The following is a 23451-nucleotide window of genomic DNA, read 5'->3' on the forward strand; positions in this document are numbered from 1 at the left end:
ATGCCCGTCGCCTCCCCCGCACAACGCGCCCGCTTCCTCGACACCGGGGACGATGCGGTCCTGCCAATCATCGATCCGCATCACCATTTCTTCGATCTCGGCCGGAACCGTCATCCCTGGCTGAGCGACCACATCCTGACGAATTTCCGCTACGGCGATTACACGGCGATCCGGCGCGACTTCATGCCGGCCGACTATCGGCGCGTCGCTGCCGGCCATCTCGTCGTCGGCAGCGTGCTGATGGAGGGCGAATGGGATCCGCGCGACCCCGTCGGCGAGATGCGTTGGGCGACAGAGGTCGCAGCCGAGCATGGCGCACCCGACGCTGCGATCGGCCAGATCTGGCTCGACGGCGAGGACGCAGCCTCGGTCGCTGCCGCCTATCGCGACATGCCGATCGTGCGCAGCGTCCGCCACAAGCCGGCGGCGGTGAGCCGCGAGGCGCATCATGCGGGCTTCAATGCCCCGGGCTCGATGCGCGATCCGAAATGGCGCGAGGGCTATGCCAAGCTCGCCCCGGCCGGCCTGCATTTCGACCTGCAGACGCCGTGGTGGCATCTCGACGAGGCGGCGGAGCTTGCACGCGATTTCCCCGACACCACGATCATCCTCAACCATTCCGGCCTGCCCTCGGACCGCAGTGCCGAAGCGCTCGCGGCTTGGCAAGCCGCGCTGGAGCGCCTGGCGAAGCAGCCCAATGTCGTTGCCAAGATCTCCGGCATCGGCGTCCCAGGCCGCGCGTGGACACTCGAGCTGCAGGCCCCGGTGATCGCGGGCATGATCTCGGCCTTCGGTGTCGAACGCTGCGCCTTCGCCAGCAACTTCCCGGTGGACGGGCTCTGCGCCGATTTCGGCACGATCTTCGATGTCTTCAAGGCGGCGACCACCGATCGGGCGCCCGCGGAACGGCTGGCGCTGTTCCACGACAATGCCGCCCGCTGGTACGGGCTGGCGCCCGTGGCGGCAGCCGGAGCGCGCTGATGAAACTGCGTGCCTTGCTGCTGCGGATCACCGAAGACCTGCTGATCGCAGGCTTCGTCGTGATGATCGCGATGGTCTTCGGCAATGTCGTGCTGCGCTACGGCTTCAATTCCGGGATCATCATGTCGGAGGAAGTCTCCCGGATGGTCTTCGTCTGGCTGACCTTCGGCGGCGCCTTCCTCGTCGCCAAGGACGGCCAGCATCTCGGCATGACCACGGTCGTCAACATGCTGGGCCGGAATGGCCGCTGGTGGTGCCGGCTCGCGGTCGAGGCGCTCTCGCTGCTGTGCATGGTGCTGCTGATCATCGGCTGCTGGCAGCAGGCGGTGATCAATCTCGACAATCACGCGCCGGTCACCGGCGTGCCCGTCGCCGTGACCTATTTCGCGGGGCTCGCCGGCGGGCTCGGCATCGCGGCGCTAAACCTGATCGCGCTGGCGCGGCTGCTCACCGGCCGGATGCCGGATGCCGAGCTGGTATTCGGGGCGGAATCGGAAGAGCTGACAGCTTTCGAGGCGCATCAGGCCGAGGAGAAGCAGCGGTGACGATCTTCGTCTTCCTCGGCTCGCTGCTCGGCGCGATGGCGCTGGGCATGCCGATCGCGCTCGCCTTGCTGGTCTGCGGCGTCGCGCTGATGCTGCAGCTCGACACTTTCGACGCGCAGATCCTGGCGCAGAACCTGGTCGGCGGTGCCGACTCGTTCCCGCTGATGGCCGTGCCCTTCTTCATGCTCGCCGGCGAGCTGATGAACGCCGGCGGGCTGTCGCGCCGGATCATCGCGCTCGCGGTGACGATCGTCGGCCATGTCCGTGGCGGCCTCGGCTATGTCGCGGTGATCGCCGCACTGGTGATGGCGAGCATCTCGGGTTCGGCCGTCGCCGATACGGCCGCGCTCGCGGCCATTCTGCTGCCGATGATGCGGGCGGCCGGATACAACCTGCCGCGCGCAGCCGGGCTGATCTCGGCCGGCGGCATCATCGCTCCGGTGATCCCACCCTCGATCGGCTTCGTCGTGTTCGGCGTCGCGGCCGGCGTCTCGATCACGCGCCTGTTCATCGCCGGCATCGTGCCCGGCATCCTGATGGCGCTGGCGCTGTTCATCACCTGGTACATCGTGGCCCGCGACGAACCGGCGGCCCGCGTGCAACGCGCCAGCAGCCGCGAGGTCGGCAAGGCGCTGCTCGACGGGCTCTGGGCCCTCGGCCTGCCCTTCCTGATCATCGGCGGCATGAAGGCCGGCGCTTTCACGCCGACGGAGGCCGCCGTGGTCGCGGCGGTCTATGCCGGCTTTGTCGGCGCCTTCGTCTATCGCGAACTCAAGATCGAGCATCTACGGCCGGCGCTGCTCTCCGCGCTGAAGACCTCAGCGGCGGTGATGTTCCTGGTCGCGGCCGCCATGGTCTCGGCCTGGCTCATCACCATCGCCGACATCCCCGGCCAGGTCGCCGGTCTCCTCGGCCCGCTGATCGAGTCGAAGACCCTGCTGATGTTTGCGATGATGTTCCTCGTCGTCGTCGTCGGCACGGCGCTCGACTTCATCCCGACCGTGCTGATCCTGACGCCGGTGCTGATGCCGATCGTCAAGCAGGCCGGCATCGACCCGGTCTATTTCGGCGTGATGTTCATCATGAACAACGCCATCGGGCTGCTGACGCCGCCGGTCGGCGTCGTGCTGAACGTGGTCTGCGCCGTCGGGCGCATCCCGATGGACAAGGTAATCCGCGGCGTGATGCCGTTCCTGCTCTCGCAATGCGCGGTGCTGCTGCTGCTGATCCTCGTGCCAGAGATCGTCACCGTGCCGGCCCGATGGTTCTACGGGCGCTAACGCGCCTGCCACACCCGACGACAGAACAAGACGACGACAAAACCACACAAGGAGGACGCCATCATGAGCATCACCCGCAGGACCGCCCTCACCGGTGCCGGCGCCGGCATCGCCCTGTTCGCCATCGGCCGCCCGGCCCTGGCGCAGACAACGAAGCTGCGCTTCGCCCACCCACACCCCGAAGCGGATAGCTGGCACAAGGCCGCGCTGCTCTTCGCCGAGCAGGTCAAGGCCAAGAGCCAGGGCCGCTACGAAGTCCAGGTCTTCGCCAATGGCGCGCTCGGCTCCGACGCGCAGACGATCAGTGCGGTGCGTGGCGGCTCGCTCGACATCTGCCTGACCGGCAATCCGTTCTTCACCGGGCTCGCGCCGAAGCTCAACGTGCTCGACCTGCCCTTCCTGATCCAGAGCCGCAAGCATGCGGCGATCGTCATGGACGGCCCGATCGGCGACGGCCTGCGCAAGGAGCTCGAGGGCTCGAACCTCAAGGCGCTCGCGACCTGGGAGATCGGCTGGCGCAACCTGACAAACAATCGCCGCCCGGTCGCGACCGCCGCCGACATCAAGGGCCTGAAGATCCGCACCACGCCGAATCCGGCCCATATCAAGGCCTTCCAGCTGCTCGGCGCGGTGCCGACCCCGATGGCCTTCACCGAGCTGTTCACGGCACTGGAGACCGGCGCGGTCGACGGCCAGGAAAACCCGGTGACGCTGATCCTGAACGCCAAGTTCAACGAGGTGCAGAAGCATCTCTCGCTGACGCGGCACGCCTTCACCACCGGCCCGCTGGTGATGAACAAGACCAAGTTCGACGCGATGCCGGCCGACATCCAGGCGATGCTGCCGACGATCGCAGTCGAGATCGCCGGCATCCAGCGCCAGATGAACGAGGACACCGAGGGATCGAGCCTCGCCGCCCTCAAGAAGGCCGGCATGCAGGCCGTCGAGACCCCCGACCGCGATTCCTTCGCGAGGATCGTGACCGCCGAGGTCGAGAAGGATTTCGTCGGCAAGTTCGGCAGCGAGACGCTCGACGCCATTAAGAAGGCCGCCGTCTGAGGCGAGCCCGCTTGGCCTCGCCGCCAAACGCCGCGCCCCTTGCCGGGGGCGCGGGCAGCATTCTCTTCCGGAGGCCGACACCCCGGAAGAACGTTTTCTCGGCTTCGCGTCGATCTTTGAAATGCGGTTTCATTGACCCACAGGGCTCTGACCGCGGATGATCAGCGCAACGCCTCGGAGCTGAGCCGGGCGTTCGCGGGGATTTGTCGGAGCAGCTTGCGCCGCGTCAACAACGCTAAAAGCACCACGATGCTATCGTGGGCTCGTCGCCGTTTGGAGACCCGCGATGTACGTCATCCTGCACCTGACCAAGCAGAGCCTGCTGCGCCTGTCGGCCTTCCTGCGCTGGACACGCGACGAGCATGCCGCGGACAGGCCGAGCCCGCGCCGCGGACAGAACTCACGCTGATCTGGACCGTGACACCGCGGCCCCTGCTCTCAATGCGGCGAGCGATCTTCCGACAGCAGATGCACCGAGGCCTTGATCGGCAGGTGATCCGAGGCGACACGCGCCAGCGGTGAATCGTGCAGCTCGACGCTGGCGATCAGGTCGGCGGGATAGGCGACGATCCGGTCCAGCGCCAACAATGGGAAACGCGCCGGAAAGCTCGGGATCGCCGCCTGGAGCGGACCGAATTTCGGGGCGAGCCCCTGCAGCGCCGAGCGGCGGCCGACCCGCCATTCGTTGAAATCACCCATCAGGAAGACAGGGCGACCATCGGTCGGCTTGGCGGCGGCGATAAGCGTCTCGATCTGGCGCGAACGCGAATGGCGCAGCAGGCCGAGATGCGCGCCGATGATGCGGACATCGCCTCCCGGCAGCGTCAGATCGACGATCAGGGCGCCGCGCGGCTCCACGCCGGGCAGCACGATCTCGCGCGTCGCGGTGACGATGCCGGGGCGGAACAACACGACATTGCCGTGCCAGCCATGGCCGCGGCCCTGCACCGGCGCCGCGATCAGGCCGGTACGCCGCTTCAGCGCCTCGAGGTCGAGCAGCCCGGCGCGTTCGCCGAAGCGTTGGTCGGCCTCCTGCAGCGCGATGATGTCGGCACCGATCTCGTCGATCACGTCGACGATGCGGTCGGGGTCGAAACGCCGGTCGCGGCCGACGGCCTTATGGATGTTGTAGGAGGCGACCAGAAGATCCGTGCTGCGCGGCGGCTTGCCGACATGGGCCTTCCCCGCTCGATCCCTGCTCCAGGTCGATATCCGGACGGGGCGCAGCCGGCGAATCCGGGCCAGGCCGCGATGCTCCGTATCCTGCATGACTTCATCGATCTCCATAGCCGGTCGCAAGCAACTGCCGTGCCGCAATCGCAGCAGGGCGGCAGGAGATCAATGCGTCAAACATGGCGAGGTTCTGTCGTTCGCGAAAGAATGAACGACATCGGCGATAGCCCGTTATGATGGAAGAGGTAAAGCGGCAGGAGGAAATGCACATTTTCGAGATCGTGCTGTTCGGCGTGACGCTGTTCGTCCTCTCGTCGCTGGCCGCCATCTATTCCTATGGCCGCTTCAGCCGCCGGGCACGCGGCGCACCGACCATGGCGCTGCCCGTTTCCGATGAGGAAACCGCTCTCGACCGTGCTGTCGCACCCCTGCTGCGCGACCATCCGAACCAGAGCGGCCTGCTGCTGGTCGCCGACAATCTCCAGGCCTTCGCCGTGCGCGCCTTCGCCGCGCGCAATGCCGGACGCAGCCTCGATCTGCAGTACTACTACTGGCTCGACGACCTGACCGGCGGGCTGCTCGCCCGCGAGGTGATCGCCGCCGCCGACCGCGGCGTGCGCGTGCGCCTGCTGATCGACGACATCAACACGCGCGGCGACGATGCAAGCTATCTCGGGCTCGACCGCCACCCGAACATCGAGGTCCGCCTGTTCAACCCGAGCCGCAACCGTTCCAGCTCCCTGCGGCGCGGAATCGAGCTGGCGCTGCGCGCTTTCAAGGCGACACGGCGGATGCACAACAAGGCCTGGATCGCCGATGGCCGGATCGCCATCATCGGCGGGCGCAATATCGGCGATGCCTATTTCGACGCCTCACGTACCACCAACTTCCACGACCTCGACGTTCTGCTGGTCGGCGAGGCCGTGCCGCAGGCCGAGCGCATCTTCGACGATTTCTGGAACAGTCCCGCGGTGATCCCGCTCTGCTCGCTCAGCCGCTCGAAGCTGCGCCGCAAGCTCGCGAGCCAGGCAAGGCGGCCCTCGCGTCGCCTGCTCAACGCTGCGCCCTTCCTGACCAATCTCGCCGAGCGCAAGGAGGCCAACGTGCTGCCCGAGGCCGGCCGCTCCCTGCTCTGGAGCGCCGAGGTCGAGGTCGTCTCCGACCCGCCGGCGAAAGCCTGGGATCCGCGCGGCACCGGCTGGCTGGCAGGGCGCCTGCTGCGCGCGCTCTCCGCCGCGCGCAACGAGCTCAACATCACCTCGCCCTATTTCATTCCCGGCAGGAAGGGCGCCTCGGCCTTCGCCGCCCTCGCCCGGCGAGGCGTGAAGATCTCGGTGCTGACCAACTCTCTCGCCGCGACCGACGTGGTCGCCGTCCACGGCGCCTATGCGAGATACCGCAAGCCCCTGCTCGAAAGCGGCGTCGCCCTCTACGAACTCCGGCCGGAAATCATTCGCGATGGGCCCTCGCTGTTCGGTTCGCGCGGCGCGAGCCTGCACACCAAGGCGTTCACGGTCGATGACGGGGTCGGCTTCGTCGGCTCGTTCAATTTCGATCCGCGCTCGGCCTCGCTCAATACCGAGATGGGGGTGATCTTCAACGACGCTCGGCTGGTCGAGCAGATGCGCGCGATCTTCGTCTCGCAGACCTCCCCGAACTGCAGCTACCAGGTCGCGATCGAAGGCAGCAGCCTCGTCTGGAACGATGCCGCGGCAACACAGGCGCGCAAGCTGCGTTCGGAACCTGGAGCGGGTCTCGGCCGACGCCTCGCGGCAAGCGTCATCGGAGTGCTGCCGATCGAGTCGCAGCTCTGAGCAGCCATCCGGCCAGCGGCGACGTTTCTGCCGGAAACAAACTGCAACGCCCCGGCAACATTCGCCGGGCACGTCAGAAACAATAGGTGCCTATCCACCGGGCTGCAGAGGACAAGCCGCTCCGATATGGTTGCGGCGCGTGAGGCATTGGTAATCGACGTGAACACATCGGCGAATATTCTGGTCGTCGAGGACGACCGCGAAATCAGCTCGCTCGTCGCGCGCTACTTGTCCCAGAATGGCATGCGCAGCGTAGCCGTGCATGACGGCCGCGAGATGGACCGGGCTCTTCGGGAGGGGCGATTCGACCTGATCGTGCTCGACCTCAATCTGCCTGGCGAGGACGGGCTGTCGATCTGCCGTCGCCTTCGGCAGAGCACAACGATCCCGATCATCATGCTGACCGCACACAGCGAGGACGTCGACAGGATCATCGGCCTGGAAATGGGCGCCGACGACTATCTCGGGAAGCCCTTCAATCCGCGCGAGCTGCTGGCCCGAATCCGCGCCGTGATGCGCCGGCAGCAAGGCGCGCAACCTGACCAGGACGCCCCTCCGGGCGCCTTCGCGTTCAACGGCTGGACCCTGGACGCGGGCAAGCGCGAGCTGAGCAATCCCGACGATATCCGCGTCGCCGTGACCGGGGCGGAGTTCGATCTGCTGCGGGCCTTCTGCGAGCGGCCGGGGCGCGTGCTCTCGCGCGACATCCTGCTCGACCTGACGCAGGGGCGCTCGGCCGCGCCCTTCGAGCGCAGCATCGACATCCTGATCAGCCGCCTGCGCCAGAAGATCGAACGCGATCCGCGCGAGCCGGAAATGATCAAGACCATCCGCTCGGGCGGCTATCTCTTCACTCCGGCCGTCGAACGGCGATGAGGCGGTGGTTTCGCCTGCCGGCCCGCATCGGGACCCAGGTCGCTCTGCTGGTGGCCGGCGTCATCGCCCTGCTCTACCTGATCCTCGCCATCGCACTGTACCTGCAAGCCCCACGCAACTGGCCGGGACCGCCGGCCTTCGAAACCATCGCGACCATCAGCAAACTCGTGGCGCAGACGCCGGCTGAACAACGCCAGTCCTTGATCGCGACCGCGAACGGCGCGGATCAGCGCTTCGCCTTCACGCTCACCGAGAGCTTCTCCGGGCGCTCGCCGGGGGCTGCTCCGGATCCCGACAGAGGCGGAATTGCCCGACGCCTGGGCGACGGCTTTCGGGTAGCGCCTCTATCGGAGCCGGATGGGCGCGGGCCGCCGCGGCAGTTCGCGATCGGGTTTCCGGACGGAGCCGGCCTCGAGGTTACGATCGCCGCCGGTGTCATGGAACCACCGCCACGCCCGCTTTCGGTTCTGGTGCTCGCCACCATCGCCCTTGTCGGCCTCAATGTCGGCGCCCTCACCCTCTGGGCTTCGCGCGGCATCACGGCGCCGCTGGCGCGCTTCGCCTCGGCGGCGGAAGAATTCTCGATCGATCGCGACCCGTCGCCGCTGCGGGAGGAAGGCCCCGCCGAGGTCCGGACCGCCGCGCGCGCCCTGAACAGGCTGAGGGACCGGATCCACGCGCTGTTCGCGGACCGCACGCGCATGCTGGCGGCGATCAGCCATGATCTGCGAACGCCGATCACGCGCATGCGCCTGCGGGTCGAGTTCATCGAGGACGGCGTGCTGCGCGGCCAGTTCACCCGCGATCTCGCTCATATGGACACGATGGTCCAGGGCGCGCTTTCCTATCTCCGCGACGCCAACCGCCGCGAGAAGCGCGCCGCCTTCGACCTATCGAGCCTGCTCCAGACCATATCCGACGAGTTCAGCGATATCGGACACAAGATCCACTATGACGGCCCACGCTGGATCGTCGTGACGGGCGATGCGCAGCAACTCGAGCGTGCCGTCACGAACCTTGTCGAAAACGCCGTGCGTTATGGAACGCAAACCATCGTCCGGTTGAACGATGAGACTGAAAGCCTGCTGATCGAGGTCGCGGACGACGGCCCCGGCATCCCGGAAAATGACCGTCAGCGACTGCTAGAGCCCTTCATGCGCGGCGACGAAGCGCGCGGTCGGATCGACTCAGAGGGATTCGGCCTCGGTCTGGCCATCGCGCAGTCCATCGCCGCCGCCCATGGCGGGAACCTGACGCTGCATGACAACCTGCCGCGCGGCCTCATCGCCCGGATCAGGCTGCTGCGGCATGCGCCTCCCTCGCAGCCGTGAGCGCCGAAGCACCTACAACTTTCAACACGCGCGAAACACTCGGCAACATTCGCGCCGGCATTTCGCCCGACCGCCTCGCGACTGTCCCAGCGAACCGAATGGGACAGTCATGTTCGCAATTGCCCAGAACCGCCGCCGGCTAACCGCCCTGGCCGCCCCTTTCATCGCGGCCGCATTGCTCGGCGCGCCCAATGTCCAGGCACCCACCGCACCGAATCCGCATCCGATCGCGGCACAGCACAGCGCGACGGGCAAGATCATCGACCGGCTGCCGGGCAATGCTTCGGCACCACCGAAATTCGAGACGCACCTCGCCCGAGCAGAGTGGGCACTGGCGGCGATGCCCCACACCAACATTGCTTTCGCCGCGGAACCGATGCGGAGCACTTCCGCCGCGGCGGCAACCGTCAGCAAGCCAGTCGCCATCATGGCCGCTTCGCCGGCGCGGCCGCACAAGGCATCCCCGGTCATCGCGACGCTGCCACCGAGGCGCCCGGTCTCGTTCAACGCGCCGCAAGGCCCAGTCCAGATTGCTGCTCCACAGCAGAAGCGCCCTTCCGTCACGTCGCGGATGTTCGCCTTCGTCGGCTCGCTCGCAGGGCTGGCCAATCTGCTATGAGCCTGCCTGCTGCAACTGCTCGCCGGCCCGCATTGTCGCACGACACGCTGAAGCGGGTCGGAGTGACGATGCTCGTCACCTCCCTCATGCTGCTCGCAGCCACGATCGGCTGGGCCGGCCATGGCTGGCTCGCCAATGGCGAGCTACGCCGACCTTTCGACGGTTTTCGGCAGCTTCGCCTTGAGACCATACGGACCCAGCTCGATCAGGTCAGGGGCCCTTACATCGTGGTCATGGGCGATTCCCATGCCGAGCGGCTGTTCCTGACCAGCTTCTGCGGCCTGCCAGTCGTCAATGCCGGCCTGTCGGGAGCACTCGTCGGCGACGTTCTCGATCTCGCCCGCAGGATAACCCCGCCCCACAAGGCCGAAGCGGTGCTGCTTTCGATCGGCACAAACGACATCTGGGTGAAGCGTGAACCAGAGACCGCGAAGGGCGAGAGCAGTTTCAAGGCCGGCCTCGGAGGCCTCAGGCAACGCCTCAGCACCTCATGGAGCGACCGCCGCGCCGTGATCGCCATCCCGCCGGTCGCCGACAAGGAGGCCGTCCTGTTTCCGCGGTCGGCGGCGACCCGCTACTCGTCTCTGCTGGCCGGTTCATGCGAGCCGCAGCGCTGCGTCTATGCAGACCTCTTTGCCGGAGCGGAACGCGTTCCGGAGCCTCGCGCCGCCTTCAGCGACGGCGTCCATCTGCGCGACTATGCCAGTTTCGTGCGGGACGGCGAGCCGGAACTCTGCTGGAAGCTCGGCCTTCCTGCCGCAAAGTGAGCCGCCGCCGGTCGGTTCAGGCCGATGCGCCGGTTCAAGCCTCTGCTCGCGCCGCCCTACCTGCGGTTCGACGGGGCAAGACAGCCCGGCAAGTCGGCGAGCGTTCTCGCGCCCAGCATGCCCATCGTGATTGAGAGCTCGTTGCGCAGGAGGTCGAGCACCCGGCTCGCCCCGGCCTCGCCTGCGGTCGCCACGCCATAGAGCGTCGCCCGCCCGATCAGCACGCCCGAGGCGCCGAGCGCCAGGAAACGGGCGATGTCGGCGCCGCGCCGGACGCCGCTATCGGCCAGGATGGCGAGCCGATCGCTGACCGCGTCGACGATGGCGGGCAGCACCTCGACCGGCCCCGGCGCGCAATCGAGGTTGCGGGCACCATGGTTCGAGACGACGATAGCGTCGGCGCCGTACTCGGCCGCCTTGCGGGCATCGTCAACGCGCAGCACGCCCTTGAGCACGAGCTTGCCCTGCCAGCGCTTCCGCAGCAGCACGACATCCTCCCAGGTCACGTCGGTCGCAAGAGACATCTCGTCGGAGAGCGAGACGCGGCCGAGCTGGGTGCGGAACTCGTCCGGGTAGTGCGCATAGGTCGGCACGCCGGAGGCGATGAGAGAGCGCAGCAGCACGTCGCAGGTCCAGCGCGGATGCAGCGCGAGATCGATCCCGGCGCGCAGCGAGGGCTTGAGCGGAATGCCGAAGCCGTTGCGTAGATTGTATTCGCGGTTGGGGCCCACAGCCGTGTCGACGGTCAGCACCAACGTCCGCGCACCCGCCGCCCAGGCCCGGTCGAGCAGCGCCAAAGTGCGCTCGCGGTTCTTCCAGACATAAAGCTGGAACCAGAGTTCGGCGCCGGATTCGTCCGCGATCCGCTCGATCGAGGTGATCGACTGGGTCGAGACGCAGAACGGGATGCCCGCCGCGGCGGCAGCCCGCGCCAGGGCGATCTCGCCGTCGCGCCAGACCAGGCCGGCGACGGCCGTCGGCGCGATCACCAGCGGCGACGGCTGCTGGCGGCCGAGCACCTCGGCTTCCTGCGTGCGCTGCGAGACATCGACGAGCACGGAGGGCGCGAGCTTCACCGCATCGAGGTCGCGCCGGTTGCCGCCGATCGAGATCTCGTCCTCGGCGCCACGGTCGACATATTCGAACAGTCCACGCGGCAGGCGCCGGCGGGCAGCGCGCCGCGCATCCTCGACATTGAGGATGGCGTTCAGGCCGGTCAGGATCATCGTTCCAGTCTCGTTCCAGCGCCGGCCGCGCGCGCCTTGCGGACGACCAGTCCGGCCAGAGCGAGATCGGCCAGCGCGAAGCCGCGGAAGCAGAACATCCGGCGCCCCTGCCCGGCCGGCCCGGCGCCGCGCGCCGCGATCTGGATCAGGTCGTCCTGGAAGCGGACGGTCTCGACCGGCTGCGAATTGACGTCATAGGGCGCGGTCGACTGCGCCAGGCTGTCGGTCGCGAGGAAGTCGAAGGCCGGCAGCGCCTCGGGAAGCCAGCTGCGGCCGATGTCGACCGCCGAGGCGAAGGACGAGGCCCGCATCCGGCCGGCATCGAGGAAGGGCTTCAGCCCGGGCGCGCCCGGCACCATCGAGATGACGATGTCGGAACGGCCGAGCAGTTCGTCCGCGTCGGCGAGGATCTCGGTCCTAAGCCCGCGCACCGCCGCTGCCTCGGCCAAGCGCTCGGCCGAAGCCCGGCTGCGGCTCAGCGCCAGCACCGTCTTCAGCCCGGGATAAAGATCGAGGAAGGCGGCGAGATGGGCGTGGGCCTGCAGGCCGCAGCCGACGAAGCCGATCGTGAGCGGCTCAGCCGGAGCGAGATAGGAGGCGGCGGCGGCCGACATTGCGGCGGTACGGATCAGGGTGATCTCGTCGCCATCCAGCACAGCAAGGGGCAGGCCGGTCGCATAGTCGTTGACGCAGATCAGGGCGCTGATGCCGGGCGCCGTGCTGTCCGGCGCGACCGGCGCCATCGACACCCATTTCACCGTGGCGATCGCCTCCGGCTCGGAGGCGGCGGACATCGCCTGGAAGCCGTGGCCCGGGCCGAGATCGAGCGACTTCTTCGGCAGGCTGCGGTTCAGCCCGGCAGCATGGTCCCGGAAGGCCTGGAGCACGGATTCGCGGACCTCGCCGGGCGAGATGCCGAGCGCGCGAACCTCGCGCCGAGAAAGATAGAGCAGACCGTCGCTCATCAACCAAACCTTCCTGCCGAGAATGGCGCCGGGTCGAAGGGCGGCGCGCGGCCGTCGAGCAGCGCCGCAACCAGGCGGGCCGAAGTCGGCGCCTGGATCAATCCCGTATGGGCATGTCCGAAGCAATGGAAGATATCGCGGCTGCCGGTGGAGACGCCGATGCAGGGCAGACCGTCCGGCGTCGAGGGACGATGGCCCATCCAGCGGTCGAGCCTGGCCTCGTCGATCTTCAGCTGCGGGAACATCTTGCGGGCGAAACCGAGCAGGATCTCGGTACGGCGCCAGTCCGGCGCGGCCGAGACCGAGGCGAGCTCGACCTGTCCGGCGAGCCTTAGCCCCTCACGGGTCGCGACCACCGCCATCAGGCCGTCGGACGGCATCAGGCCGCAAGGGATGTCGAAGCCTGGCTCTTGCAGCACGACATGGTAGCCGCGTTCGGAGATCAGTTTGACGCGGTCGCCTGCCTGACGGGCCAGCTCGCGGGAGCCGATACCGGCGGCAATCACCGCCTTATCGCAGGAGACCGGGCCGGCCTGCGACCGCACCGCGCTGAGCTGCCCCGCCGCGAATTCGAAGCCCGTGGCGCGCGCGACGATGCGCTTGCCACCCCGACGCAGGAGGAGTTGCTCCAGCGCGCGGCAATAGGCACCGGGGTCGACGACGTAGGCGCCGCCATCGAGCCGGGCACCGAAACGATAGCGCGGCGCCAGCTCCGGCTGGATCCGGCGCAGCTCCTCATCCCCAACCTCGCTGAAGGGGACGCCGAATTCGCGCCGCATCCGCCAGACGCGCTCCTCGGCCAGGAACTCCGAGCGATCGAGATAGACGTACATCACGCCTTCGCGCCGGATCAGCTCGGGAACGCCCGCTTCCTCGGCGAGCGCGACATGCTCGTCGACGGCGGTCCTGCACAGCTCGAAACGGGTGCGCGCGCAGGCCTCGACCAGATCCCAGTTGCGGCCGGCGAGCACGAAATCGAGCAGCCAGCCGGCGAGCCCGGGCAGGTCGCGCCAGCGGATGACGAAAGGTCCGGTCGGATCGAGCAAGAAACCCGGCACCTTGCGCCAGAGCCCCGGCAGCGAGATCGGCATGATCGCGCCGGGGTTGAGCCAGCAGCCATTGCCATAGGAGGCCGCCTGCCGGCCGCCCGGCTCCTCAGGCTCGATCAGGGTCACCTGATGGCCGGAGCGCTGGATTTCCAACGCAGCGGCGAGGCCGACGATGCCGCCCCCGATTACGGCGACATGCGAACCGGAAGAAGCCGTCATCGTCCTGCCCTCAGGGCTCAGCCGCGATTGTGGAAGTGGCTGAGGAAGGCGCGGGTCGCCTCTTCCTTCGGGTTGTCGATCACCTCACGGGCCGGCCCTTCCTCGACGATCACGCCGTCGCGCATGAAGACGAGGCGGTCGGCGACCTCGCGGGCGAAGCCGATCTCGTGGGTGACGATGATCATCGTCATGCCTTCGGCCGCAAGCGCGCGCATGACGTTCAGCACCTCGCCGACGAGCTCCGGGTCGAGTGCCGAGGTCGCCTCGTCGAAGAGCATCACCGAGGGCTCCATCGCCAGCGCGCGGGCGATGGCGACACGCTGCTTCTGGCCGCCCGAGAGCTTGTTCGGGAAGACATCGACCTTGTCGCTGAGGCCGACTTTGTCGAGCAGCCGCCGGGCGAGCGCGTCAGCCTCCGCCTTCGGCATGTTCTTCACCGAGAGCGGACCCTCCATAACGTTCTGGAGAACCGTCATGTGCGGGAACAGGTTGAAGTGCTGGAACACCATGCCCGTGTTCGAGCGGAAGCGCGCCTGTTCGCGCACGCCGGGCAGCTTGGCGCTGCCGTCGAAGGCGAAGACATCGTCGCCGATGCGGATACGTCCGCCTTCCGGCACGACGAGCAGGTTCATGCAGCGCAGCAAGGTGGACTTGCCGGAGCCCGAGGGCCCGATCAGCGCGATGACCGCGCCGGCTTCCACCTTGAGGTTGATGTCACGCAGGACGACGAGGTCGCCGAACTGTTTGCGCAGGCCCGAGATTTCGATCTTGCTGGTGGTCATCTCTGCCTCAATTGCTCTGCGACAGGCGCTTCTCGGCGCGCTTGACGATCACGGTCGCCGGCAGCAGGACGACGAAGTAGATCGCGGCGATCACGGTGTAGACCTCGAGGGCGCGATAGGTCTCCATGGCGACGATCTGACCCTGGTAGAGCAGGTCCGGCACCGCCAGAACCGAGACCAGCGACGTGTTCTTGAACTGGATGATCGACTGGTTCATCAGCGGCGGGATCATCCGCTTGATCGCCTGCGGCAGGACGATGCGGCGCATCACCTTGCCGGGGGTCATGCCGAGCGCGAGCCCCGCCTCGCTCTGCCCGGTCTCGATCGAGACGATGCCGCCGCGAATGACCTCGGCATAGAACGAGCCGCCATAGAGCGAGAGCGTCACGACCGCCGCCGTCAGCGCGTCGATCTTGATGCCCGTCAGCATCGGCAGCGCGTAGTAGAACCAGAGCAGCAGCACGAGCAGCGGCGTCAGCCGGAACATCTCGATATAGAGCCAGGACAGCCAGCGCAGCGCGGGAGAGCGCGACAATTGCGCGAGACCGGCGATCAGCCCGACGACGAGGCCGAGCAGGACGACTGCAATGGTAAGACCGATCGTCACCGCGGTTCCGGTCAGGAACAGGTCGCGGTAGCCCCAGACGGCATCGAAACGCCACGTATACATCTTTTCCCTTTCGCAAGCCTGCCCGGCGACCAGGCCGCAGGAACCGGTGAAACCGGAAGAGGGTCTCCGGCGCGAAGCCGGAGACCCTGTCCCACACTCAGAAGGTGACGCCCGGCGGGATGTCATCCAGCGTCAGGTCGACCTGGGCGAGGCTGTTCACCACCGCCTCGCGGATCAGGCCGAGGCCGCGCGAATAGGTGATCCAGGCCGAGGCGAAGTCGCGCCAGGTCTTGTCGGTCTCGCGGCGCACGATGGCGTTCGAGGTCGAGCCGAACATCGGCTGCGGCACGATGACCTTGCCGAGCCCCGGGTCGCGCTTCACGGCGCGCACGCCGCCCATCCAGAAGATGCTCTGGGCGTCGACGCGGCCGCTGCGGAGCGCGAGCGTCGCCTCCTCCAGCGACTTGAAGCGCACGATCTGCGCCTTCGGGCAGAGCCGGGCGGCGACATGGTCGTGTGCCGAGCCGACATCGACCGAAATCTTGATCTTGGGGTCGTTGAGATCGGCCCAGTTCTTCGGCTCGAAGCCGGGACGGGCGATGACGACGAGCGCGCTGTCATAGACCGTGGAGGTGTAGTCGACGACCAGGGCGCGCTTCGGCGTCAGGTTCATGCCGAACATGATGTCGATCTTGTCGGCCTGGATGTCGAGGACGGCGTTGCCCCAGGTGGTCTCGACGATCTCCAGCTGCACATCCATGTCGGCAGCGAGCGCGGTGCCGATGTCGACGAACTGCCCGCCCCATTTGCCGGTCGCCCGGTCCTTGAAGGTCCAGGGCTGGCCGGCGGCGACGGCGCCCATCCGGAGCTTCTTCGAGCTGAGGATGCGCTCAAAGGTATTGGTGGTGGCCGCCTGCGCGCTGGCTTCCTTCGAAGCCAGCGTCAGCGCCGTTGCCGCAACCGCGCCGGCGCCGAGCAGCCCGGCGAGATCCCTGCGTGTCGTCATGTCGTCTCTCCCGATTGAAAACATGCCCCATGGTCGATGGAGCGCGATCCCGCTTGTCTCGGCGGGTAGGCCGTCCCGCGCCCCGAGGGAAGCGCTGGCGGATTTTCTTGCAGCGCCCTCACCCGGCCTTGGCCGGAAGCAGGACACCGGGATTCATCAGCTCATGCGGGTCGAACAGCGCCTTGACCTTGCCCATCAGCTCGTAACGCAGCGGGTCGGCGAGGCGTTCGAGTTCCTCGGTCAGCTTGCGGCCGACGCCGTGCTCCGCGCTGAAAGTGCCGCGGAAGCGCGCCGCCACGTCATGAACCGCCTGCTCGACTTCGAGCGCGAAGGCTTCCGTGTCCGGCAGGCTCGCCCAGAAGGCGCGCTGGAACATCAGGATGTAGTGCACATTGCCGTCGCCGAGATGGCAGACCACCTGAGTCACGGCCTGCGGATAGCGCGCGGCGGCAACCACATCAGCGGCCGCGATGAAGCCCGCGACATCGGAGGTCCGCACGGCGACGTCGTGGACGACGCCGATGCCCTCCTTCTTGTTGGCCTCGGAGACCGAGTGGCGGACATGCCAGAACTCGTCGGCCTGCTGCTGCGAGGCGGCGACGACGGCATCGACCACCGTACCCTTTTCCAGGCAGTCGCCGAGGACCTCTTCGAGAACGGCGCCAAGGTCGGTCGAGCCATCCTCGCTGCTGAGCTCGATCAGCACCGACCAGACCGGAATGGCATCGAAGGGAATGCGGATGCGCTCGACATGGCGAACCACAAGCTCGAACTGCGAGGCGGAGACCAGTTCGAAGGCCTGGATCGCGCTGCCTGCCCGATCCTGCATGGCGGCGAGAAGAGCGACCGCAGCGGCTGCATCGGCCACCGAGACCCAGGCGTGGGCGGTATTCGGGGTCTGCGGGTGCAGCCGCAGCGCCGCGCCGGTGATGATGCCGAGCGTTCCTTCGGCACCGATGAACAGGTGCCGAAGCATATAGCCGGTATTGTCCTTGCGCAGGGCTGCGAGATCGTCGAGCACGCGGCCATCGGCAAGGACGACCTCCAGCCCGGCGACGAGATCGCGCATCGGCCCGTAGCGGACGACGCCCGTCCCGCCGGCATTGGTCGAGATCAGCCCGCCGATCTGGGCGCTGCCTTCGCTGCCGAGATGGAGCGGGAACTGGCGTCCGGCGTTGGCTGCCGCCGTATGCAGGTCGCCGAGCACCACACCGGCATCGACGGTCGCGATATTGCCGGCACGGTCGATGGCGCGGATCTTGTTCATCCGGCGCAGCGACAGGACGATTCCGGGCTTCTCGGCGCGGCCACTCTCGGGCACCGCACCGAAGCACAGCCCGGTGTTGCCGCCCACCGGGAAGACCGGCTGGCCTTGCTCGGCACAGAGCCGCATCACGGCTGCGGCCTCGGCGGTGGAGGCCGGGGCAACGACGCAGAGCGCCCTGCCCTGGCGCCTCTCGCGCCAATCGGTCAGCCAGGGGGCCATCTCGCCGGGATCGGCGATGAGCCCCTTGTCGCCAACGATATCGCGCAGCCGATCGAGCACGATGCGGTTCCCTTCGTTCAGGCGAGGCTGACCGATTTCGCCTGTTTGGCGGCGGTCTCGAGCTTGGCGATCGTCTCGGCGCTCGGGCCCTGCAACGGCAGGCGGACGCCGCCGACCGGCATGCCGGCAAGCGCCATGTAGCGCTTCAGCGGGCCGGGATTGGTCTCGACATAGATCGAATCGATGACCGGATCGATCTTGTCCTGGAGCTTCAGGGCCTCGTTCAGCTTGCCCTGCTTGGCGAGCTCGAAGATCTCGATCCAGATCTTCGGATAGATCGTCGCCGAGGCCAGCACGCCGCCGCGGGCGCCGAGCGCGACATGGGTCGCGAACAGGGGCTCCTCGCCGCTGAGGATCGCGATCTTGTCGCCGGCGTACTTCACCGTGCGGATATAGTCCGGCATGTCATAGGACGAGTACTTCATGCCGATGATCGAGCCGTCCTCGGCCATCGCCTGCACCGTGTCGGCGAAGGCGGAGACGGTGGTGCGGCGCGGGATCTGGTAGAGCATGACCGGCAGGTCGAGCGAGTCCCGGTAGCGCCGGAAATAGGCGCGCATGCCGTCCTGGGTGCCGGGCGCATAATAGGGGGTGACCGTCATCACAGCGGCGGCGCCCGCCGCCGCGAAGTCGCGGCCGGCTTCCAGAGCGTCCTCGAAACCAGTCGAGAGCACACCCGGGATCACCGGCTTGCCATCGGCGGCCTCGACGCAGGTCGCAACGATGGTGCGGCGCTCGTCACGAGAGAAGGCAGGATACTCGCCCGTGCCGCCGATCGGCACGATGCCGGCCGCGCCGGCGTCGAGCTGAAAGCGCACCAGCTTCTTCAGGGCTTTGACGTCGACAGACCCATCCTCGGCGAGCGGGGTGACGATGGCCGTGTAGAGGCCGTTCAACTGGTCTTTCGTGAGCGTCATCAAGCGTTTCCCTTGTCTAGCTGCCAACCGGATTCAAGCCGGCGCATGCCCTGGACGGAGCGTCGCGCAGCGGTTTGCCGGCTCGTCAGCCAATCCAACGCTCATCCACCATTCGACCGATGTCAATACTAAGATACAAAAATCCACTATCCGACAATTTGTGGAGCATTATGGATCAAGCGCTTTCCATGCCCTATGCTGCCCGCTATGAGAGTCCGGGCCGGAGGCATTGCAGCCTTCCGGCTGCGCCAGGGAGATCAGGATGCCGGAAATCTCGTCGCTCGACCGGGACGACACGGCCCGCGGCGCAGGCCGCCCGGTCGATCACGATTCCGAGGACGCGCGGGGGCATCTCGACATCGGCGCGCGGCTGCTGAAGGTGCGCAAGCGCCGCGGGCTGACCTTGCAGGATGCGAGCCGGCTGACCGGCGTCTCTTCCTCGGCGTTCTCGAAGATCGAGCGCAACGAGCTTTCGCCGACCATCTCGACGATGCAACGTATCGCCCAGGGGCTCGGCATCGAGCTGGTTTCCCTGCTCAACGACCAGGACAATGACCCTGGCGCCTTCCGCGGCCGGCGCAGCGTGACGCGGGCCGGCGCCGGAAGCCGCCATGCGACGGTGACCTGCAACAACATGCTGCTGTGCGCCGACCTCAAGAACAAGCGCGCCACACCGATCCTGACCACGGTGACGGCACGCTCGCCGGACGATTATCCGGCCTGGGCCAAGTCGGAGGCCGAGATCTTCGTGATGGTGATGGAAGGCACGCTGATCGTGCACAGCGCGCTCTATGAGCCGCTCGAGCTCAACAAGGGCGATTCGGTCTATTACGACGCGAGCACCGAGCACACCTGGACCTCGTCGGGTCCGACAGACGCCGTCGTGCTCTGGGTGCTAGTCGATCTCTGAGGCAGGGTTTCAACCGCGGGTGGCGGAAGTCAGAAAGACCCTTTCAGCTCAAAGACCTGAAGCGCCTTTCGCAGATTTTGTTCAGGCTCGCGGCCTCCCTCCTGTCATCCCGGACAAGCCGCGAATCGAAGCAGCCCGGGATGACGAGGCAAGGTCGAACGCGACCGCGTAGGCAGGCGACCGACGGCCCGCCGTGGCTAGCGCGGCATCAGCCAGTCATGGGCAGGATCGTTGGCGAACTTCCAGATCCGCTTCGGGCCGGCCATCACATTGAGATAATAGAGATCGTAGCCATGCGGCGCGCCGACGGGATGATAGCCCTTCGGCACCAGCACGACATCGCCATTCTCGAAACTCATGGTCTCGTCGAGCGAGCGGTCATCGGTATAGACGCGCTGGAAGCCGAAGCCCTGCGGCGGGTTCAGCCGGTGGTAATAGGTTTCCTCCAGCTGCGATTCGTCAGGCAGCCGGTCCTCGTCATGCTTGTGCGGCGGATAGCTCGACCAGTTGCCGGCCGGGGTGATCACCTCGACCACCAGCAGCCCGTCGGCGGCTTCGGTTTCGGGGAGGATGTTGCGAACATGGCGGACATTGCTGCCCTGGCCGCGCGTCAGGCAGCCGACATCGGCGGGCGCGATCAGGCGCGGCGGGCGCTGGCCGACGATCCCCGGCGCCGAACAGATCGCGAGTTCGCACGGCCCACGTGCGGCAACGCTCCAGGCGGAGCCGGCAGGCACATAGAGCGACCAGGGATCGGCCTCGAATGGCGAAGCCCGACCGCCGATCACACCAAAATCCTGACCATCGGCACGGGCCGCCACCTTGCCCGAAAGCAGGACGAGGCAATGCTCGCGATCGCCGGTCTCGCGCGACAGGGTCTGGCCGTCGGCAAGGCGGTGAACGGCAAAGCCGACATGGCCCCAGCCCGCAGATTCCGGCGTGATCTCGTGGATGCACCCATCGGCATCGGGGGCCTGCGGCTTCACCAGCAGCTTCGACATGGCGATCCCGGGCTCAAACGAGCCCGGCCTCCTTCAGGCTCGCCTCGAGATGGGCGACGCCCTTCTTGGCATAGGTCAATGGATGGGCTTTTTCGGGGTCCTGCTCGGCCTCGACGACGACCCAGCCGGAATAGCCGGGCAGCGCCTTGAACACTGCCGGGTAGTCGACCATGCCGTCGCCCGGCACGGTGTAGACCCCGAGATCGGCGCCCTTTCCGAGGATCGCATCGAGGAAGCTCCAGTCTTCCGCCCTCGCCTGCTCCATCACACCCTTGCGGACGTCCTTGGCGTGGACATGGCTGATGCGGGCGCGATAGCGCTGCGCCAGCTTGACCGGATCGGCCCCGCCCCAGGTCGCGTGGCCGGTGTCGAGCAGCAGATGCGCGGCCTCGCCGGTCGCCGCCATGAAGGCGTCGATATCGGCCTCGCTCTCGACGATCGTGCCCATATGGTGGTGGTAGACCAGCCTGACGCCCTCGGCGAGCGTTCGCTCGGCGACCTCGGTGATCCGCGCTCCGAACTGCGCCCAGTCGCCCGCCTCCATCACCGGGCGCTGCGACAAGGGCTTGCTGCGGTCGCCATGGATCGCATTCGAGGTCTCGGCGAAGACCAGCACGTTCGAGCCCATCGCCTTGAGCAGGTCGAGATGCGGTCGCAGATGCCTCATCTCCTCCTCGGCATCGCGCTTCAGCAGTTCGGCGGAGTACCAGCCGGAAATGCAGGCCATGCCGAAGGGCGCGAGCGCAGCCTTCAGGGCCTTGGGCTCGCGCGGAAACTTGTGGCCGAGCTCCATGCCGACGAAGCCGGCCTCCCGAGCCTCGTCCAGGCAGGTCTCAAGCGAGGTCGCGCCGCCGATCTCCTGCAAATCATCATTCGACCAGCCGATGGGATTGGCGCCGATACGGATAGGCATGTCGTCCTCTTTGACTCAGTTGTCGCGCGCGGCGAGCGCGCCGTCATAGCGTTGGCGCGCCGCCTTGACCTCGTCGCGCACAGAAACCTCGGGCACCGCGACATCCCACCAGTGCCCGCCGGCATCGGTCGAGATCAGCGGGTCGGTGTCGATGACGATCACGCTGGTGCGATCGTGGCCCCGGGCCTCGGCGAGTGCGGTTTCCAGCTCAGTCAGGCTCGCGACCTTGCGGGAGATCGCGCCCATCGCGCCGGCATGCGCCGCGAAATCGACCTCCGGAAGCACCTCATGGCGGGCATCCCGCAGCAGGTTGTTGAAGGAGGCCCCGCCGGTCGCGTTCTGCAGGCGGTTGATGCAGCCAAACCCCCGGTTGTCGAGCACGACGATGGTGAGCTTGATCCCGAGCATGACCAAGGTCGCGATCTCGGAGTTCATCATCAGGTAGGAGCCGTCGCCGACCATGACGACGACCTCCCGGGCGGGGTCGGCGAGCTTGGCCCCGAGGCCACCGGCGATCTCGTAGCCCATGCAGGAATAGCCGTATTCCATGTGGTAGCCACCCGGCGCGCCGGCTTGCCAGAGCTTGTGCAGTTCGCCGGGCAGGCCGCCCGCCGCACAGAGCACGACATCGCTCGCCCGGCTCTGGCGCTGCACCGCGCCGATCACCTGCGCATCGCTCGGCAGCGCCTGGTTTCCGGCCGCGGTATAGCGGGCGGCGGTGGCAAGCCAGGCATCGCGCGAGGCCTGCACCTGCGTCGTCCAGTCAGACGGTGCCCGCCAGCCCGTCAGCGCCGCCTCCAGCTCGGCAAGCCCCGCCCTGGCATCGGCAAGGAGCGGCTGCGCGCCGTGCTTGCCGGCATCGAATCCTTGAGTGTTCAGGCCGATGATCCTGCAGTCCGGATCGGCGAACAGCGCACGTGACCCCGTCGTGAAATCCTGCAGGCGAGTGCCGACTGCGAGCACGACGTCAGCTGTCTTCGCGGCATCGTTGGCGGCGCCGGTACCGGTGACGCCGATCGCGCCGAGATTAAGCGGATGGTCATGCGGCAGGGCGCTTTTGCCGGCCTGCGTCTCGGCGCTCGGCATACCGTGCGCCAGGCAGAAGCGGGCGAGTTCGCCCTCGGCCTCGCTGTAGAGCACGCCGCCGCCGGTGACGATCAGCGGGCGCCGGGCGCCCTTCAGCAGCGCGACCGCCTGCGCCAGCTCCTGCTCGTCGGGACGCGCCCGGCGTGGCTGCCAGATCCGCTCGGCGAAAAAGCTCTCCGGATAGTCGTAGGCCTCCGTCTGCACATCCTGGCAAAGCGCCAAGGTCACCGGGCCGCAATCGGACGGATCAGTCAGCACCTGCATCGCCCGTTCGAAGGCTGGGATCAGCTGCTCCGGCCGGGTGATCCGGTCGAAATAGCGCGAGACCGGACGAAAGCAGTCATTGGCGGAGACGGTGCCGTCGCCAAAGTCCTCGATCTGCTGAAGCACCGGGTCGGGCCGGCGGCCGGCAAAGACGTCGCCCGGCAGCAGGAGCAGCGGCAGGCGGTTGACATGGGCGACCGCGGCCGCCGTCACCATGTTTGTGGCGCCGGGGCCGATCGAGCTCGTCACCGCCATCATCCGGCGCCGGCGCGAGGCCTTGGCGAAGGCGATCGCCGCATGCGCCATCGCCTGCTCGTTATGGGCGCGCAAGGTCGGCAGGATGTCGCGGGCGCCATGCAGAGCCTCGCCGAGCCCGGCGACATTGCCATGGCCGAAAATCGCCCAGACGCCGGCGAAGAGCGGCAGCGTGCGGCCGCCGACGCGTGTCTTCTGCGCCGCCATCGCCGCGACGAGCGCCTGCGCCATGGTGAGCCTGATCGTGGCCATCGCCG

23 protein-coding genes are annotated in these 23451 nt (G+C 67.4%); 11 read left to right on the forward strand and 12 right to left on the reverse strand.

From position 1 onward, the window contains the following. The 5 genes from RKE40_RS09790 to RKE40_RS09810 all read left to right on the forward strand — a co-directional run bounded on the left by RKE40_RS09790 (position 1) and on the right by RKE40_RS09810 (position 4274). Positions 1 to 981: an amidohydrolase family protein gene (locus RKE40_RS09790; RefSeq protein ID WP_316018046.1), complete on the forward strand. Its 981-nt coding sequence runs from the start codon at positions 1 to 3 to the stop codon at positions 979 to 981. Continuing rightward, a complete protein-coding gene (locus RKE40_RS09795; protein WP_316018047.1) occupies positions 981 to 1526 on the forward strand; it encodes a TRAP transporter small permease in 546 nt (181 codons plus the stop codon). Before RKE40_RS09790 ends, RKE40_RS09795 begins: the two co-directional genes overlap by 1 nt. After that, entirely contained in the window at positions 1523 to 2806 is a 1284-nt protein-coding gene (locus tag RKE40_RS09800) for a TRAP transporter large permease subunit (protein ID WP_316018048.1), read from the forward strand. Before RKE40_RS09795 ends, RKE40_RS09800 begins: the two co-directional genes overlap by 4 nt. 63 nt (positions 2807 to 2869) lie before the next feature. Further along, the gene (locus RKE40_RS09805) at positions 2870 to 3865 is read left to right on the forward strand and encodes a TRAP transporter substrate-binding protein (protein ID WP_316018049.1); all 996 of its coding nucleotides are present in this window, start codon (positions 2870 to 2872) and stop codon (positions 3863 to 3865) included. Between the two features lie 286 nt (positions 3866 to 4151). Next, entirely contained in the window at positions 4152 to 4274 is a 123-nt protein-coding gene (locus tag RKE40_RS09810) for a hypothetical protein (protein ID WP_316018050.1), read from the forward strand. A gap of 29 nt (positions 4275 to 4303) precedes the next feature. On the opposite strand, the gene RKE40_RS09815 is transcribed toward RKE40_RS09810, so the two are convergent. After that, on the reverse strand, positions 4304 to 5134 hold the full coding sequence (locus RKE40_RS09815; protein ID WP_316018051.1) for an endonuclease/exonuclease/phosphatase family protein: 831 nt from the start codon (positions 5132 to 5134) through the stop codon (positions 4304 to 4306). 167 nt (positions 5135 to 5301) lie between these two features. Here RKE40_RS09815 and RKE40_RS09820 point away from each other — a divergent pair, with 167 nt between their 5' ends. The 5 genes from RKE40_RS09820 to RKE40_RS09840 all read left to right on the forward strand — a co-directional run bounded on the left by RKE40_RS09820 (position 5302) and on the right by RKE40_RS09840 (position 10445). Further along, positions 5302 to 6852 carry a phospholipase D family protein gene (locus tag RKE40_RS09820; protein ID WP_316018052.1) on the forward strand — a complete coding sequence of 517 codons (1551 nt, stop codon included), beginning with the start codon at positions 5302 to 5304 and terminating at the stop codon, positions 6850 to 6852. A 126-nt stretch (positions 6853 to 6978) separates the two neighbouring features. After that, positions 6979 to 7728 carry a response regulator gene (locus RKE40_RS09825; RefSeq protein WP_316018053.1) on the forward strand — a complete coding sequence of 250 codons (750 nt, stop codon included), beginning with the start codon at positions 6979 to 6981 and terminating at the stop codon, positions 7726 to 7728. Then, positions 7725 to 9059 (forward strand): ATP-binding protein, encoded by a 1335-nt coding sequence (locus RKE40_RS09830; protein WP_316018054.1) that lies wholly within the window; start codon positions 7725 to 7727, stop codon positions 9057 to 9059. Before RKE40_RS09825 ends, RKE40_RS09830 begins: the two co-directional genes overlap by 4 nt. Before the next feature lie 109 nt (positions 9060 to 9168). Continuing rightward, complete coding sequence (locus RKE40_RS09835) at positions 9169 to 9678, forward strand: hypothetical protein (RefSeq protein ID WP_316018055.1); 510 nt, start codon at positions 9169 to 9171, stop codon at positions 9676 to 9678. A 68-nt stretch (positions 9679 to 9746) separates the two neighbouring features. Further along, positions 9747 to 10445 carry an SGNH/GDSL hydrolase family protein gene (locus RKE40_RS09840; protein WP_316018056.1) on the forward strand — a complete coding sequence of 233 codons (699 nt, stop codon included), beginning with the start codon at positions 9747 to 9749 and terminating at the stop codon, positions 10443 to 10445. Between the two features lie 56 nt (positions 10446 to 10501). Here the strand turns inward: RKE40_RS09840 and RKE40_RS09845 are convergent, their stop codons facing one another. The 8 genes from RKE40_RS09845 to dapA form a co-directional block, all read right to left on the reverse strand. Beyond that, a complete protein-coding gene (locus RKE40_RS09845; protein ID WP_316018057.1) occupies positions 10502 to 11671 on the reverse strand; it encodes an alpha-hydroxy acid oxidase in 1170 nt (389 codons plus the stop codon). After that, complete coding sequence (locus RKE40_RS09850) at positions 11668 to 12636, reverse strand: ornithine cyclodeaminase family protein (protein WP_316018058.1); 969 nt, start codon at positions 12634 to 12636, stop codon at positions 11668 to 11670. Before RKE40_RS09850 ends, RKE40_RS09845 begins: the two co-directional genes overlap by 4 nt. Next, complete coding sequence (locus RKE40_RS09855) at positions 12636 to 13904, reverse strand: NAD(P)/FAD-dependent oxidoreductase (RefSeq protein ID WP_316018059.1); 1269 nt, start codon at positions 13902 to 13904, stop codon at positions 12636 to 12638. Before RKE40_RS09855 ends, RKE40_RS09850 begins: the two co-directional genes overlap by 1 nt. Before the next feature lie 17 nt (positions 13905 to 13921). Then, entirely contained in the window at positions 13922 to 14686 is a 765-nt protein-coding gene (locus RKE40_RS09860) for an amino acid ABC transporter ATP-binding protein (protein WP_316018060.1), read from the reverse strand. Positions 14687 to 14693: 7 nt separating this feature from the next. After that, positions 14694 to 15356, reverse strand: a complete 663-nt coding sequence (locus RKE40_RS09865) for an amino acid ABC transporter permease (protein WP_316018061.1) — start codon at positions 15354 to 15356, stop codon at positions 14694 to 14696. Positions 15357 to 15453: 97 nt separating this feature from the next. Further along, positions 15454 to 16302 (reverse strand): transporter substrate-binding domain-containing protein, encoded by an 849-nt coding sequence (locus RKE40_RS09870; RefSeq protein WP_316018062.1) that lies wholly within the window; start codon positions 16300 to 16302, stop codon positions 15454 to 15456. Positions 16303 to 16420: 118 nt separating this feature from the next. Continuing rightward, entirely contained in the window at positions 16421 to 17848 is a 1428-nt protein-coding gene (locus RKE40_RS09875; RefSeq protein ID WP_316018063.1) for an FAD-binding oxidoreductase, read from the reverse strand. A gap of 17 nt (positions 17849 to 17865) precedes the next feature. After that, on the reverse strand, positions 17866 to 18765 hold the full coding sequence (gene dapA / locus RKE40_RS09880; protein WP_316018064.1) for a 4-hydroxy-tetrahydrodipicolinate synthase: 900 nt from the start codon (positions 18763 to 18765) through the stop codon (positions 17866 to 17868). A gap of 262 nt (positions 18766 to 19027) precedes the next feature. On the opposite strand from dapA, the gene RKE40_RS09885 reads away from it, so the two are divergent. Next, positions 19028 to 19675, forward strand: coding sequence for a helix-turn-helix domain-containing protein (locus RKE40_RS09885; RefSeq protein ID WP_316018065.1), 648 nt, complete (start codon positions 19028 to 19030; stop codon positions 19673 to 19675). 197 nt (positions 19676 to 19872) lie between these two features. On the opposite strand, the gene iolB is transcribed toward RKE40_RS09885, so the two are convergent. The 3 genes from iolB to iolD are packed head-to-tail and all read right to left on the reverse strand — an operon-like array spanning position 19873 to position 23446. After that, complete coding sequence (gene iolB, locus RKE40_RS09890; RefSeq protein WP_316018066.1) at positions 19873 to 20676, reverse strand: 5-deoxy-glucuronate isomerase; 804 nt, start codon at positions 20674 to 20676, stop codon at positions 19873 to 19875. 13 nt (positions 20677 to 20689) lie between these two features. Further along, positions 20690 to 21589 carry a myo-inosose-2 dehydratase gene (iolE, locus tag RKE40_RS09895; RefSeq protein ID WP_316018067.1) on the reverse strand — a complete coding sequence of 300 codons (900 nt, stop codon included), beginning with the start codon at positions 21587 to 21589 and terminating at the stop codon, positions 20690 to 20692. Between the two features lie 15 nt (positions 21590 to 21604). Further along, positions 21605 to 23446 (reverse strand): 3D-(3,5/4)-trihydroxycyclohexane-1,2-dione acylhydrolase (decyclizing), encoded by a 1842-nt coding sequence (gene iolD / locus RKE40_RS09900; RefSeq protein WP_316018068.1) that lies wholly within the window; start codon positions 23444 to 23446, stop codon positions 21605 to 21607. Positions 23447 to 23451 lie beyond the last annotated feature (5 nt).

It is taken from the genome of Allobosea rubneri, assembly GCF_032464875.1.
Classification (GTDB): Bacteria; Pseudomonadota; Alphaproteobacteria; order Rhizobiales; family Beijerinckiaceae; genus Allobosea; species Allobosea rubneri.